The sequence below is a fragment of the Streptomyces sp. JNUCC 64 genome (assembly GCF_054484115.1).
Genome location: NZ_CM137015.1, coordinates 4,261,753 through 4,276,119, shown reverse-complemented (window position 1 = coordinate 4,276,119; position 14,367 = coordinate 4,261,753). Strand labels below are relative to the sequence as shown.

Genomic DNA, 14,367 nt, shown 5'->3' with positions numbered 1-14,367 from the left:
GCCGTTCGTCTCCCGTTGCGGGCGTTCACCCACGGACAGCCATCGGGACGCCCGCCGGGACGGCCGTCCGGACGGCCGTCACATGCCGTGGACAGCCGGGATCGTGCCGAGGCGGCCCTTCTGGAAGTCCTCGAACGCCTGCTGGAGCTCCTCGCGGGTGTTCATCACGAACGGACCGTAGTGGGCCATCGGCTCCCGCAGCGGACGGCCGCCCAGCAGCACGACCTCCAGGTCGGGGGTATGCGCGTCCTGCTTCTCGTCGGCGCGGACCGTCAGCGACGCGCCCTTGCCGAAGACCGTCGTCTGGCCCCGGTGCACCGGACGGCGTTCGGCGCCGACCGTACCGCGTCCCGCGAGGACGTACGCCAGGCCGTTGAAGTCCCGCCGCCAGGGCAGCGTCACCTCCGCGCCCGGCCGGACCGTCGCGTGCACCATCGTGATCGGGGTGTGGGTGATGCCCGGCCCCTCGTGACCGTCCAGCTCACCGGCGATGACCCGCAGCAGCGCGCCGCCGTCCGGCGTGGTGAGCAGCTGGACCTCGCCGCCCCGGATGTCCTGGTAGCGCGGGTCCTTCATCTTGTCGGCGGCGGGCAGGTTCACCCACAGCTGGAGCCCGTGGAACAGACCGCCCGAGGCCACCAGCTCCTCCGGCGGGGTCTCGATGTGCAGCAGTCCGCTGCCGGCGGTCATCCACTGGGTGTCGCCGTTGGTGATCGTGCCGCCACCACCGTTGGAGTCACGGTGGATGAAGGTGCCGTCGATGATGTAGGTGACGGTCTCGAAACCTCGGTGCGGGTGCCACGGGGTGCCCTTGGGCTCGCCCGCCGCGTAGTCCACCTCGCCCATCTGGTCCATCATGATGAACGGGTCCAGATGGGTGTAGTTGATCCCCGCGAAGGCCCGGCGCACCGGGAAGCCCTCGCCCTCGAAGCCGCTCGGAGCGGTGGTCACGGCGAGCACCGGACGCGCCTCGGCGTCCTTCGGCACGGTCACCCGGGGCAGGGTCAGCGGGTTCTCTACGGTCACAGCGGGCATGGTGGGTACCTCCTCGTGGAACCGAGTTTAGTTGAACATAGAACTTCTTGCCACTCGGAACGGTCCCCCGGTGCCCGGCATTCCCTCAGCGCGCCGGACCGTCCCCGGAAGCGGCGGACCCCGGGCCGTTCCCGGAACCGGAAGCGGCGGACCCCGGACGGGCGGGGGGAGCGACGGACCCCCGGCGGGCCACGGGAACGGCGGGCAGGTCCAGCCACTGTCGCAGCGCCGCGTACGAACGGTCCCAGTCCCACTCCTCCCGGACCCAGGCCCGTCCCCTCCGTCCCATCCCCTCCGCGAGCCGGGCGTCGCCCAGCAGCCGGACCAGGCGGTCGGCCACCGCCGCCACCGACCGGCCGTCCACGACGTAGCCCGTCTCCCCGTCCCGGACCGCGTCCGGAGCGCCGCCGGAGTCCCCCACGACGACCGGCAGCCCCGCCGCTGCGGCCTCCAGGTAGACGATGCCCAGGCCCTCCACCTCCAGTCCCCGCCGACGGGTGCGGCACGGCATCGCGAAGACGTCGGCCGCCGCGTAGTGGCCGGGAAGCGCGGTATGGGGGTGGCCGCCTGCGAAGACGAGTTCGCCGGGGGCCGTCCGACGAGGCGGGGGCCCGTCCGGGGCGCGGAGGGGCTGACCGCGCGGGAGACGGAGGTACTGGTGCTGATCGCCCGGGGGCTGTCGAACGCCGGGATCGCGGCCCGGCTGGCCATCACCGACCACACCGTCAAGACGCACATCAACCGGCTGTTCGCCAAGCTCGGGCTGCGGGACCGGGCCCAGGCGGTCATCACCGTGTACGAACGGGGGCTGGTGCGGCCCGGCGACCAGGGAGCGTGAGGGCTCCGGGCAGGGCGCGCCCACCCGGAAGGGCGCCGGGGCACGCGCGGAAGAGCGCCGGGAGCACGCGCCGCGCGAGGGGGTGCCGGAAACGGCGAGGGCCCGGGCCGGACGACCGGACGACGACCAACGACGTCCGGACCGGCCGACCCGGGCCCCACACGGCGCCCGGCGCCACCCGCGACGGCTCAGCGGGTCACGCTACGGCTCAGCGGGCCACGAACTGGGTGAGGATCGCCTGCACCTCGTAGATGTCCACGCCCTTGGTGAAGGTCTTCTGGATCGGCAGCGAGTTGCCGGAGACCCACAGCTTCAGCTCGGCGTCGAGGTCGAACGTCCCGGCGGTCTCCACCGCGAAGTGGGTGATGCTCCGGTACGGGATGCTGTGGTACTCGACCTTCTTGCCGGTGATGCCCTGCTTGTCCACCAGGATCAGTCGGCGGTCGGTGAAGAGGATCGCGTCCCGGACGAGCTGGTAGGCCGCGTGGACCTGCTCCCCGTGCCCCAGCAGCTTGGCGAAGTCGTTCGCCGCCTGGTTGGGGTCGATCGTGTGCGCGTTGCCGAACAGTGCCATGGCCCTGCCCCCCGTAAGAAGATTCGTACGAATTGACGACCGTCATGTCGTATCACACCGTCCGGGCGCTTGCCGAGCCTTTCCCCGCCCGGGGCGGGACGCGGTGCGCGGCGGTTCCCCGCCACCCGATCGGGTCATCCGGGGGGACGGGGACCGCCGTCGCGGGCGATCTCTCGTTAGGGGGAGCGGAGTTCGGGCCGCCGGTACGCGGCCACGGACCACCGGGGGGACCGGACCGCTCACCCTGAGGACCATCGTGGACGACCAGTCAAGGACGCCGACCGCAACGAGTGCCCGCCGCCGTGCACGGCACGGACGGCACGGGCGGTGGCGCGCCGCGCGTCCCGGCGGACGGGTGTGGGGCGCCCTCGCCGCCGCCGTCCTGCTGGGCGCGGGCGCCGTGGCCACGGGCTCGGTGTTCGGCACGCCCGGCGGGGTCGCCTCCGGCGCGGTGCCCGCCGCCACGGCGCCCGCCCGGCCCGCCTCACCCCCGCCCGGCGGCCCCGCCCCGGCCACCCCGGCGCCCGGCGCGACCACCGTGCCCGCCCCCGCGCCCGGAACCCCCGCCCCGGGCGGCGCCCCCGCCCCGGCCACGTCGGGACCCGGGACACCGCCCGCGCGGGAACCCGCCCCGGCGGAGACCGCCGGGGCGGCCCCCACCCCCCGGTCCGGCCCCGTCCGCCCCGCGCCCGGGCGGGCCGACGGCGCCGGATCGGGCATGGTCGCCCAGGTCGCCGCGCTGGTGAACGCCCAGCGGGTGCGGGCCGGTTGCCGTCCCGTCGCCGTCGACGCCCGGCTGAACCGGGCGGCGCTGCGGCACAGCCGGGACATGGGGCTGCGCGGCTACTTCGACCACGTCTCCCCGGAGGGGCGGAGCGTGGGCGACCGGGTCACCGCCGAGGGCTACGCCTGGTCGGCCGTCGGGGAGAACGTGGCGGCGGGACCGGAGAGCGCGGCGGAGGCGATGCGCGGCTGGATGGCCAGCCCCGGCCACCGCGCCAACGTCCTCGACTGCGCGTTCACCCACATGGGACTGGGCGTCGAGGGCGTCGACACGTCCGGCGGACCGCACTGGACCCAGGTCTTCGCGGCCCCCGCGAAGTAGGCCGCCCCCGGCGGCCGGAGGGCACGCGGCCGGAGGGTACGGCGGCCCGGGGCCGGAGGGCACGCGGCCTGGCGACCCGGGGCCGGAGGACGCGGCACCCTGCCGGACGGAGGGGTGGGCCACCCGGGGCGGCCCACCCCGGTCCGGGCGAACAGGGTGGGCCGCCCGCACCGCCCGCACCGGACGGGGCACGGTCGGCGGGTGGCCCACCCGTCCACCACTAGACGAGACGTATCGTCTTGACAGCTCGCCCATCGCCCCGTACCTTCGTGCCCATGGGAACTCTGTGATGACAGCACGCGCCACCGCGTAGAGCCTCGCTCCGCCGTGGACGCACCGCCGCCCGTCCGTCATCACCGAAGGGGGTTCTGCCCTTGCGTGCCCATACCGCCACCGCCCAACTGACCGTGCGCGACCTCACCAAGCGCTACGACGAGAAGCCCGTCCTCGACCGCGTCCACCTCTCCGTCCGGCCCGGCGAGAAGGTCGGCGTGATCGGGGACAACGGCTCGGGGAAGTCCACCCTGTTGAAGCTGCTGACCGGCCTCGAACGGCCCGACAGCGGTGAGGTCACCGTCAGCGCGCCCGGTGGCATCGGCTACCTCGCGCAGGCGCTCGACCTGCCCGCCGACGCCACCGTCCAGGACGCGATCGACCTGGCGCTGACCGAACTGCGGGCCTTGGAAGCCCAGTTGCGCCGCGACGAACAGCGGCTGGGGACGGCCGACGAGGGCCCCGCCCTCGCCGCCGCCCTCACGGAGTACGAGCGGCACCTCGCCCTGTACGAGGCCCGCGACGGCTACCGGGCCGGGGAACGCGTCGACATCGCCCTGTACGGGCTCGGCCTGCCCGGACTGGCGCGCGACCGCGCGCTCGGCTCGCTCTCCGGCGGTGAGCGGTCCCGGCTCGCGCTCGCCGCGACGCTCGCGGCCCGTCCCGAGCTGCTGCTGCTCGACGAACCGACCAACGACCTGGACGACCAGGCCGTCGGCTGGCTCGAAGCGCATCTGCGCGAGCACCGGGGCACGGTGGTCGCGGTCACCCACGACCGCGCCTTCCTGGCCAACCTGACCAGCACGATCCTGGAGGTCGCGGAAGGAAGGGTCACCCGGTACGGCGACGGCTACGCCGGCTACCTCACGGCGAAGGCCGCCGAGCGCGGTCGCCGTCTCCAGGAGTACCAGCACTGGCGCGACGAGCTGGCGCGCAGCCGTCAGCTGGCCGAGTCGAACGCGGTGCGGCTCGGAGCGATCCCGCGCAAGGCGCCGATGGCGAAGTTCGGGCACGGAGCGTTCCGGTCCCGGGACCGCAGCCACGGGGCGACGGTCCGGATCCGGAACGCGAAGGAGCGGGTCGCCCGGCTGACCGCCGCGCCGGTCGGGCTGCCTCCCGACCCGCTGGTGTTCGCCGCGTCGGTGCCCACCGGCACGACCCACGGCGAGGCCGTCGACTGGGCGGTCGGGCCCGTCGCCGAACTCGTCGGCGTCCAGCTGGACGACCGGCTCGACCTGCCGGAGTTGTCGATCGCTCCGGGCGAGCGGCTGCTCGTCACCGGGCCGAACGGCGCGGGCAAGTCCACCCTGCTCGGGGTCCTCGCGGGCGAGGTCCGGCCGGAACGCGGCACGGTGCGGGTGTCCGGGAAGGTGGGGATGCTGCGACAGCACCAGGTGCCGTGGCCGTCGGGGCTGAGCGTGCTCGGCGCGTTCGCCCACGACCGGCCCGGCGACCGGGAGGAGCAGCGCGATCTGTTGCTCTCCCTCGGCCTGTTCCGGCCCGCCGACCTGCGGCTGCGGGTGGGCGAGCTGTCGTACGGGCAGCGGCGCAGGATCGAGCTGGCCCGGCTGGTCACCCGGCCCGTCGATCTGCTGCTCCTGGACGAGCCGACGAACCACCTCGCCCCGGCCCTGGTCGAGGAGCTGGAGCGGGCCCTCGCCTCGTACGAGGGGGCGGTGGTGGTCGTCACCCATGACCGGCTCATGCGGGAGCGGTTCGCCGGGAGCCGCCTCGACCTGGCCGGTGGGCGACCCGTCGCGAACGGCTGACCACGGGCCGGTGCCCCTTCGCGCAGTTCCCCGCGCCCCTTTCGGGGGCGCCCACCTGAGGCCGTGGGCCCCTGCGGGCCGGTGGGGCCCGTTCGCGCAGTTCCCCGCGCCCCTTGCGGGGGCGGGCGCCTGGGGCCGTGGGCCCCTGCGGGCCGGTGGGGCCCGTTCGCGCAGTTCCCCGCGCCCCTTGCGGGGGCGGGCGCCTGGGGCCGTGGGTCCCTGCGGGGCGGTGGGGGTTGGGCGCGCGGGTCCCGCGTCCCAGCGGGGGCGTCCATCTGGGTCGTGGGTGCCGGAATGGGCCCGTGTACGGAGGCGCCCCGTAGGGGCGCGGGGAACTGCGCGAGCGACCACAGCGCACCCGCACAGGACAACGCACCCCAGCCAGAACCGCCCCGAAAGGGGCGCGGGGAACTGCGCGAACAACCACAGCGCACCAGCACGGGACAGCGCACCCCGGCCAGGACCGACCCGGAAGGGTGCGAGGAACCGCGCGAACAACCAAGACGGACGTCACCCGTACCGACCGGCGGGCGTGCGCGGCGGCGTCCGGCGGGTTTGACTCGGGGCATGCCAGCCACCGGCACGCCCGCCACCGGCGCACCGCACGGGGACCGGCCCGGCCCGCTGCGGCGGGTCGGGGAGTTCTGCGCCCGCCGCGCCGTCCCTGTCCTCCTGGTGTGGCTGGCCGCGCTCGTCGGGCTCCAGGTGCTGCACCACGCGTACGGCGGCACCTACTCGGACGACTTCTCGCTGCCCGGCACCCAGTCCCAACAGGGCCTGGACGTGCTGAAGGAGCACGATCCGGCCGCCGGGGGCTACAGCTCGCAGATCGTGCTGCACGACCCCGACCACCCCCTCACCTCGGTGAGCGGCCCCCTCGCCCAGACGGTCACCGCGCTCCAGAAGCTGCCGGACGTCCTCTCCGCGCAGAACCCGCTCGACGCGCCCCCGCCCCCCGCCGGACAGCCCGACGTGGGACCGCTCTCGACCGACGGGCGCACCGCGTACGTCACCGTCCGGTTCTCGGTGCAGCCGTCCACCCTGGGCGAGGACTATCTGCACGGGGTGGACGAGGCGGTGGCGCCGCTGCGCTCGGCGGGCGTGGACGTCGAGTACGGCGGACCGCTCGGCGAACTGGCCCGCCCGGAGGCCAACGACCGGCTCAGCGAGGCGATCGGGTTCGCCGTCGCGATCGTGGTGCTGCTGCTCGGCTTCGGCAGCGTCATCGCGGCGGTGCTGCCCCTGGTCACCGCGCTGATCAGCGTGATCTGCGGGCTGGCGCTGCTGGCCCTGCTGGCCGCCGCCTCGACCTTCGCGACCGTCTCCCCCACCCTCGCCACCATGATCGGGCTGGGCGTCGGCATCGACTACGCCCTCTTCCTCGTCACCCGGCACCGGCAGGGCCTGATGGACGGCCGGGACCCGGTGGCCGCCGCCGGACGGGCCGCCGCCACCAGCGGCCACGCGGTGCTGCTCTCCGGCTGCACGGTGGTCATCGCGCTCTCCGGGCTGTGGGTGTCGGGCATCGCCTTCATCGGCAAGCTGGGGCTGGCGGCGGCGGTCACCGTGGTCACGGCGGTGCTCGGCGCGCTGACCCTGGTCCCGGCGCTGCTCGGGCTGATCGGACGGCACGTCGACCGGCTGCGGGTGCGGACCCCCGTCGCGGAGACGGACGCCGAGCCCGGCGAGGAGGTCACCGGGGCCTGGCACCGCTACGCGCTGCGGGTGGAGCGGCGGCCCTGGTGGTTCGCGGGGGCGGGCGTCGCGCTCCTCGCGGTGCTGTCGATCCCGGTGTTCTCCCTCCAGCTCGGGCACATCGGGGACGGCGCCGACCCGACCTCGTTCACCGACCGGCGGGCCTACGACCTGATGTCCTCCGCGTTCGGCCCCGGCTCCAACGGTCCGCTGACCCTCGTCGTCGACCAGTCCGACGTCCCGGCGGCGGACCGCGCGGCGCTGGCCTCCCAGGCGGCGAAGGCGCTCACCGGGGTGCCGGACGCCGCGTACGTCACCGGGCTGAAGCCCACCTCCGACGGGGACGTGCTGATCGGCACCGCCTACTCGGTGGCCTCCCCGCAGGACGAGCGGACCACCGACCTCGTCAACCGGCTCCGTGACGACGTGCTGCCCGAGGCGGTGTCCGGCACCGCCGCCCACGGTTACGTCACCGGGACGACCGCCGCGCAGGTCGACTTCCTGGACATCGTCGCCGCCCGGCTGCCGTGGATCATCGCCGCCGTGGTCGGGCTCGCCTTCCTCGTGATCCTGGTGGTCTTCCGGGGCGTGCTGGTCGCGCTGAAGGCGGCGGTCCTCAACGTGCTGTCGATCGCCGCCTCGTACGGGGTCGTCGTCGCGGTGTTCCAGTGGGGCTGGGGCGGGCCCGCGCTGGGGGTGAACGGGACCGTGCCGATCGAGAGCTACGTCCCGATGATGATGTTCGCGATCGTCTTCGGGCTGAGCATGGACTACGAGATCTTCTTGCTCTCCCGGGTGCACGAGGCGTGGCTGCGCACTGGTGATCCCAAGGCGAGCGTGGCGCACGCGCTGGAGATCACCGCACGGGTCATCACCTGCGCCGCGCTGATCATGGTGAGCGTCTTCGCCGCGTTCGTGCTCTCCGACGACATCGTGGTGAAGATGCTGGGACTCGGTCTCGCGGTGAGCGTGCTGGTGGACGCGACCGTGGTGCGGCTGCTGCTGGTCCCCGCCGTGATGACGCTGCTGGGGCGCGCCGCCTGGTGGACGCCGCGCTGGCTGGACCGCGCGCTGCCCACCCTGCACGCGGAGGGCGAGCCGGACGCCCCGCCGCCGTCACCTCCGACGCGCGGCGACGACCGGCCCCCGTCCGGCTGACCCTCCGACCGGCCACGCCGACCAGGAGGGTTCGCACCGCGCCACCGGACGTCCACGGGCCGGACCCACCGCGCCTCGACGGGCCCGGCTCACCGGACGCGGCGGCGGAAGAGCGGGACGGACAGCGCCATGGAGCAGACGGTGACCCCCGCGCACCAGGCCAGCGCGGTCCACGGACGGTTCCCGGCGGGCTGGTCCAGCAGCAGCGCGCGCAGCGACTCGATCAGCGGGGTCAGCGGCTGGTGCTCGGCGAAGCCGTGGAGCCAGCCGGGCATCGTCTCGATCCGCACGAACGCGCTGGACGGATAGGGCAGGAACATCATCAGGAAGGTGAACCCGCCCGCCGCCTCGGCGGACTTGGCGAGCAGCCCGAGCGCGGCGGCCAGCCAGGAGACCGCCACCACCCAGGCGACGACCAGCCCCGCCGCCGCCAGGTACGCCGCCGGCCCCGCCGAGGGCCGGAAGCCCATGGCCAGCGCGACGCCGAAGACCAGGACGGTGGAGACCGCGTTGCGGACGACCGAGGCGACGACGTGTCCGGCGAGGACGGGAACGCCTCCGATGTCCGCCGCGCGGAACCGGTCGACGATCCCGGCCCGCAGGTCCTCGGCGACCGGGACGGCGAGGGCCCCCGCGCCGAACCCGGCGCACAGCAGCACCGCCCCGGGCACCACGTAGGTGAGGTACGCGGTGCCGGTGTCGATGGCGCCGCCGAAGAAGTAGACGAAGACCACCATGAGCAGCACGGGCAGCGTCACTCCCGTGATCAGGGCGTCCGGGCTGCGCCCGGCGATCCGCAGCGCGCGGCCCGCGAGGGCGCGGGTGGTGGTGAGGGCGTGGACGGCGGTCGTCATCGGCGGGCTCCCCCGGACGGGTCGGACACGGATACGGATACGGGTACGGGGACGGGGACGGGGACAGGCGCGGATACGGGTACGGGTACGGGGACAGGGGTGGGGACGGGTACGGGCCCCGGGTCGGCCGGGAGCGCGGTCCGCGCGCCGTCGGGCAGCGGCGGCCGACGGCTCACCGGGACGTCCCCGTCAGCGCGAGGAAGACGTCGTCGAGGGTGGCCGTGCGCTGGTGGAACCGTTCGACCTCGGTGCCGTCCGGGTCGAGGGCGTCCAGCAGCGCCCGCGCGTCCCGGGCGGTGCCGTCGGTGGCGATCCCCAGGACGAGGCGCCCGGGGTCCCGGTGGGCGACCGTGGCGCCGGGCAGCCGGGCGGCCAGCCGTTCGTAGGCGGCGCGGGAGACGAGCACCAGGTCCAGCCGGTGCCCGGCGACCCGGGCCTTCAGCTCGTCGGGGGTGCCCTCCGCGACGATCCGGCCCCCGTTCAGGACGCTGACCCGGTCGGCCAGGACGTCCGCCTCCTCCAGGTACTGGGTGGTGAGCAGGACGGTGGTGCCCTCGGCACGCAGTTCCCCGACGATCCGCCAGAGGTCCTGGCGGCCACGGGGGTCGAGGCCGGTGGTCGGCTCGTCCAGGAAGAGGACCTCGGGCCGGGAGACCAGACCGGCGGCGAGGTCCAGACGGCGGCGCATCCCGCCGGACCAGTCGCGGGCGATCCGTCCGGCGGCGTGGCCGAGGTCGAACCGTTCCAGCAGTTCGTCCGCGCGGGCCCGGGCCGCGCGGCGGCCGAGCCCGGCCAGCCGTCCCGTCATCCGCAGGGTCTCGGCGCCGGTGAGGAGGTCGTCGACGGCGACGGACTGTCCGGTGAGGCTGATCCGGGCGCGGACCGCCGCGCGCGCCGTGACCACGTCGTGCCCGGCGACCTCGGCCACCCCGGAGTCGGCGGTGGCGAGGGTGGCGAGGACCCGCACGGTGGTGGTCTTCCCGGCGCCGTTCGGCCCGAGCAGGGCGTGCGTGGTGCCCGGTGGGACGTCGAGGTCGAGACCGTCCAGGACCCTCAGCCCGCCGTAGGACTTGGTCAGGCCCGCCGCGTGAACGCCCATGCCGTCACCTCTCCGTTCCCTGCCCGGCGCGCGGTCGGGCGCGCCCGTTCCCCCGGTGCGCGGGTCCCCCCGCCACCCTTCTGCGTATGCCATACGCTCTACTGCGTAAGTAATACACAGAACGCCTGGGGAGGTCAACGGGGAACGTCGGGGCGGGCGTTCCCCGCGACGGGACCCCACCCCGACCGCCGGTTCCCCCACCCCGACGGACATCGACGGCCTCCCGCCCCGGCCCGGCGGACCGCCGTGGGCGAGAATGCGCGACGACCGACCGACGCACCCGCCCGGCCCCTCCGCCGCGCACCGACCGCGCGCCCACCGCGCAGAACCGTGAACGACGCACGAAGCACCACGCACCACGCACGACGACCTGGAGGAACGGCCATGCGGACAGCGGCAGCACACCCGACCCGGAGCGACCGTAGAAGGAACGACCGGCGCGGGAGCGGACGGTGGAGGAGGCCGACGACCGCCCTCGCCCTGATCACCGCGCTCATCGCCACGGGCTGCGGCACGGGCTCCGGAGAACCGGGCGGCTCCGGCGGGGCGTCCCGCAGCGGCTCCGGCTCCGGCGGCAAGGGCGGGGAGGTCGAGCAGACCAGCTTCAAGTCCCCCCTCACCTGGGAGTTCGAACACGTGGCGGACTTCAAGGGCCAACTCGCCGACCTCGCCGCCCGCACGGAGGACGACATCTGGGCGGTCGCCACCGAAGCCCCGCAGGGGCGGGCCACGAGCCTGCTGCGCTACGACGGCACCCGCTGGACGACCGAGCCGCTGCCCGGCTTCATGGAGTCCCACAAGGGACCCCTCCTGCTGGAGCGGATCGGCGACGAGGCCCTGTGGCTGCGGCCCCTGGAGAACCGGCCGCCCTACGGGCAGGAGGACGCCGCGATGCCCTGGGCGCAGTGGGACGGCAGCCGCTGGACCGAGATGGCGGAGCCCCCGCGCGGGCCCGTCTGGGACGTGGAGGCGACCGGCCCGGACGACGTCTGGGTCCTCGACGGCGACAAGAACGTCCAGCACTGGGACGGCACCGACTGGACCCCGACCGGGCTGTCGCACCGCGCCGTCGACCTCGCGGTGGCCGGTCCGGACGACGTCTGGGTGGTCGGCAGCCGGGACGAGGGGCCGGGCACCGAACTGGACTACGGCACCTTCTCCCAGCCCGCGTCCTCCCACTGGGACGGCACCTCCTGGAAGGCGGTGAAGACCCCGTTGGCCCGCTTCACCGGTCCGATGCCGCCGGAGCCCAGCGCCTCCCTCGGCCAGGTCTTCGTCCTCGACGGCGGCGAGGTGCGCGCGCACGGGGGCGCCGATTTCAACCGGGGCGAGGTCGACTCCGAGCCCGAGCCCCTGGAGATCCAGCTCCGCTGGGACGGCTCCCGGTGGGTGGAGCACGGTTCGGTGCCCGACATGTGCGCCCAGCGGGTGCCGCTGGGCCAGGACCGCGCGGGGCTGTTCCTCCACGGCAACTGGCACCTCACCGAGAAGGGCGAGTGCCTGCGGATCAAGCGGGCGCCGCTGCCCTCCTCGATCACCGTCCCCGAGGGGGCGCGGACCTCACTGCGGGTGGAGCGGCTCCACCGGCTGCCCGACGGCACCTGGCTGGGCGCCGGTTACGTCACGACCGGCTCCAGCGACCGCTACGACGCCCCGGTCGTCGTCCGGCTGACGAGCGACGACTGACGGACGGTGCCCCGGTGGGCCGACGAGCCGTCGGTCCGCCGGAGCACCGCACCGCACCGCCCTAGGATGAGGACGCCCGGCGGCCGGACCCGGGAGCGGACGCCCACCGGGCAGCAGGGAGAACACAGCGATGCCGGAGCGACCGGACCCGGGGCTCCCCGCCAGCCTGGAAACCGCCTGGGGCCTGCGCGAACGCCCCGCCAAGGGCCCGCGCCCCGGGCTCGGGCTGGACCGGATCGTCGGCGCCGCCGTCGCGCTCGCCGCCCGCGAGGGAGTCGACGCCGTCTCCATGGGCCGCGTGGCCAAGGAGCTCGGCGCCTCCACCATGGCGCTGTACCGCTACGTCGCCGCCAAGGACGAGCTGTACGTCCTCATGGCCGACGCGGGCGTCGGCGCCCCGCCGCCCCTCCCCGAGCACGTCACCGGCTGGCGCGAGCTGCTGACCACCTGGGCGTACGCCCAGCGCGAGGCACTGGCCCGGGCGCCCTGGCTGCTGCGGCTGCCGGTCACCGGGCCGCCCGTGACCCCGAACCAGGTGGCCTGGATGGAACGCGGCCTCGCCGCGCTGGACGGCACCGGTCTGCGCGGCGCGGAACGGCTGGGCGTGCTCACCCTGGTCGGCGGCTTCGTCCGCACCCAGGCGACGCTCACCGCGGACCTCGCCGACGCCCTCGCCCGCGCCGGGGACGACCCCGGCCAGGCCCTGACCCGCTACGCCCGCGTCCTGCGCCGCTTCACCGACCCGGTCCGCCAGCCCGCGCTCACCCGTCTCCTCGACGCGGGCGTCTTCGACGGCCTCGACGAGGACCCGGACGCCGACTTCCGCTTCGGCCTGGAACGCGTCCTGGACGGTCTCGCCCCCCTGGTCGCCCGGCGGACGGACCCGGCGCCCTGAGGTCCGGCGGACGGACCCGGCGCCACTAAGGTCCGGCGTCCGGTCCGGCGGCCGGCCCCGCGTCCGGTCCGGCGTCCGGTCCGGCGTCGTCCCGGAGGAGACGGCGGCCGTCGCGCAGCGCGGCCTCGCACCGGCTGCCCCGGACCCGGCCCTCCGCGTCGAGCAGCTCCGGCAGCAGCAGGTCGTCGCGGACGCGCCGGTCGTCGGTGGCCTCGCCCCGGACGGTGAAGTGGCCCGGCTCGCCCGCCAGGACCGCCCGGGGCGGACGGGCCGAGAGCAGCCGGAACCAGTCCGTGAGGACGATGACCTCCGCCCGGGTCTCCCCGAGGACGGTGAGGTAACCGCCGTCGTCACCGAGGGAGCCCAGCAGCGCGCCCTCGACGGTGAGGTCGCCGCGCACCACGACGCTCGGGTTGCCGCGCAGGATCACCCGGCGGGCCCGGAGGTCACCGGTCACCAGCAGGAAGCCGCCGTACCCCTCGTTGACCCAGTCCAGGGTGCCGTCGACCACGAGGTCGCCGTCGACGATGACGTTGGTGTGGCAGAAGTCGTCCTCGTCCGTCTCCGCGACGAAGTCCCCGTCGACCCGCAGGTCACCCCGGTGGAGACGGGTCTCCTGCTCGTCGTCGTACTCCTGGTACGGGTACTCGACGTGCGCGGAGACGCCGAAGCGCGCCTCCGCGTCCTGGACGGCGAGTACGTCGAGGTCGTCGAACCGGGTCATCTCTTCCTGTCTCCGAGAGGTGTCGAGGGTTTGTCGTGAAGGCGGACGGTCCCCGCCCCGAGGCCGGTGCCGGGGTGCGGACCGGTACCAGAGGCCCGGACCGGTACCGGGGGTGCGGACCGGTACTGGAGGCCCCGACCGCCCGCGTTCTGAGTACCCGGACTCAGGCGCCCGCCGCCCGCGCCCGGTTTCCTGGAGACATGGCCTCCACTCCCCGGACCGACCGGGATCTCCCGCCCACCGTACGGGAGTTCCCGTCCACCGCGCGGGAACTCCCTTCGCTGATCCCGCCGCTGGTCTCCACCCTGGTCACCGTCCCCGGCGCGCTGCTCGCCTGGTTCTTCGTCGGGCTGTCGCCGATGGCCTGCGGCTCCTGCGAGGGTGGCGTGCTCGAACGGTTCGACCGCGACTTCGCGTTCGCCTACACCCTCTTCGGGTACGGGATGCTCCTCCCGGCGGCCTCGCTGGTCGCGGCGTGGGCGCTGCCGTGGCGGGACCGGTTCGCGGCGGCCCGGTTGCTCTGCGCGACAGCCGCGCCGTTCCTGGTGGGCGGGCTGACACTGGCGTTCCACCTGCTGGTCGACTGGCCCTGACGGCCCGGCACGGCGCGGCACCCGCCCACCCGGTACGACGGACGGACCGGGACGTCAGCCCACCGCGAG

Annotated in this window: 11 protein-coding genes and 2 pseudogenes; 7 read left to right on the top strand and 6 right to left on the bottom strand. The window is 74.9% G+C overall.

Going from position 1 to position 14,367, the window contains the following annotated elements:
• Positions 1-78: 78 nt before the first annotated feature.
• Together ACVWNX_RS17625 and ACVWNX_RS17620 are read right to left on the bottom strand one after the other, a co-directional pair.
• Positions 79-1,035: a pirin family protein gene (locus ACVWNX_RS17625; protein WP_454408084.1), complete on the bottom strand. Its 957-nt coding sequence runs from the start codon at positions 1,033-1,035 to the stop codon at positions 79-81.
• Between the two features lie 85 nt (positions 1,036-1,120).
• Positions 1,121-1,615 (bottom strand): annotated as a pseudogene (locus tag ACVWNX_RS17620) (glycosyltransferase family 4 protein); the annotation flags it as partial.
• A gap of 30 nt (positions 1,616-1,645) precedes the next feature.
• Here ACVWNX_RS17620 and ACVWNX_RS17615 point away from each other — a divergent pair.
• Positions 1,646-1,873, top strand: a pseudogene (locus ACVWNX_RS17615) (response regulator transcription factor); the annotation flags it as partial.
• Positions 1,874-2,081: 208 nt separating this feature from the next.
• Here ACVWNX_RS17615 and ACVWNX_RS17610 read toward each other — a convergent pair.
• Positions 2,082-2,447 (bottom strand): PH domain-containing protein, encoded by a 366-nt coding sequence (locus tag ACVWNX_RS17610; RefSeq protein ID WP_454408083.1) that lies wholly within the window; start codon positions 2,445-2,447, stop codon positions 2,082-2,084.
• A 256-nt stretch (positions 2,448-2,703) separates the two neighbouring features.
• Between ACVWNX_RS17610 and ACVWNX_RS17605 the strand changes: the two genes are divergently transcribed.
• From ACVWNX_RS17605 to ACVWNX_RS17595, 3 genes are all read left to right on the top strand, one after another.
• Positions 2,704-3,552, top strand: a complete 849-nt coding sequence (locus tag ACVWNX_RS17605; RefSeq protein ID WP_454408082.1) for a CAP domain-containing protein — start codon at positions 2,704-2,706, stop codon at positions 3,550-3,552.
• A gap of 374 nt (positions 3,553-3,926) precedes the next feature.
• Positions 3,927-5,594, top strand: coding sequence for a TlrC/CarA/OleB/SrmB family ABC-F type ribosomal protection protein (locus tag ACVWNX_RS17600; protein ID WP_454408080.1), 1,668 nt, complete (start codon positions 3,927-3,929; stop codon positions 5,592-5,594).
• A gap of 567 nt (positions 5,595-6,161) precedes the next feature.
• Complete coding sequence (locus tag ACVWNX_RS17595; RefSeq protein WP_454408078.1) at positions 6,162-8,447, top strand: MMPL family transporter; 2,286 nt, start codon at positions 6,162-6,164, stop codon at positions 8,445-8,447.
• 89 nt (positions 8,448-8,536) lie between these two features.
• On the opposite strand, the gene ACVWNX_RS17590 is transcribed toward ACVWNX_RS17595, so the two are convergent.
• Positions 8,537-9,301, bottom strand: a complete 765-nt coding sequence (locus tag ACVWNX_RS17590; protein WP_454408076.1) for an ABC transporter permease — start codon at positions 9,299-9,301, stop codon at positions 8,537-8,539.
• Positions 9,302-9,473: 172 nt separating this feature from the next.
• A complete protein-coding gene (locus ACVWNX_RS17585; RefSeq protein ID WP_454408074.1) occupies positions 9,474-10,400 on the bottom strand; it encodes an ATP-binding cassette domain-containing protein in 927 nt (308 codons plus the stop codon).
• 384 nt (positions 10,401-10,784) lie between these two features.
• Between ACVWNX_RS17585 and ACVWNX_RS17580 the strand changes: the two genes are divergently transcribed.
• Both ACVWNX_RS17580 and ACVWNX_RS17575 read left to right on the top strand, forming a co-directional pair.
• Positions 10,785-12,086, top strand: a complete 1,302-nt coding sequence (locus ACVWNX_RS17580) for a hypothetical protein (RefSeq protein WP_454408073.1) — start codon at positions 10,785-10,787, stop codon at positions 12,084-12,086.
• A gap of 130 nt (positions 12,087-12,216) precedes the next feature.
• Positions 12,217-12,981 carry a TetR/AcrR family transcriptional regulator gene (locus tag ACVWNX_RS17575; RefSeq protein ID WP_454408072.1) on the top strand — a complete coding sequence of 255 codons (765 nt, stop codon included), beginning with the start codon at positions 12,217-12,219 and terminating at the stop codon, positions 12,979-12,981.
• A 25-nt stretch (positions 12,982-13,006) separates the two neighbouring features.
• On the opposite strand, the gene ACVWNX_RS17570 is transcribed toward ACVWNX_RS17575, so the two are convergent.
• On the bottom strand, positions 13,007-13,705 hold the full coding sequence (locus ACVWNX_RS17570) for a bactofilin family protein (protein ID WP_454408071.1): 699 nt from the start codon (positions 13,703-13,705) through the stop codon (positions 13,007-13,009).
• A 200-nt stretch (positions 13,706-13,905) separates the two neighbouring features.
• On the opposite strand from ACVWNX_RS17570, the gene ACVWNX_RS17565 reads away from it, so the two are divergent.
• Entirely contained in the window at positions 13,906-14,298 is a 393-nt protein-coding gene (locus ACVWNX_RS17565) for a hypothetical protein (protein ID WP_454408069.1), read from the top strand.
• Positions 14,299-14,367 lie beyond the last annotated feature (69 nt).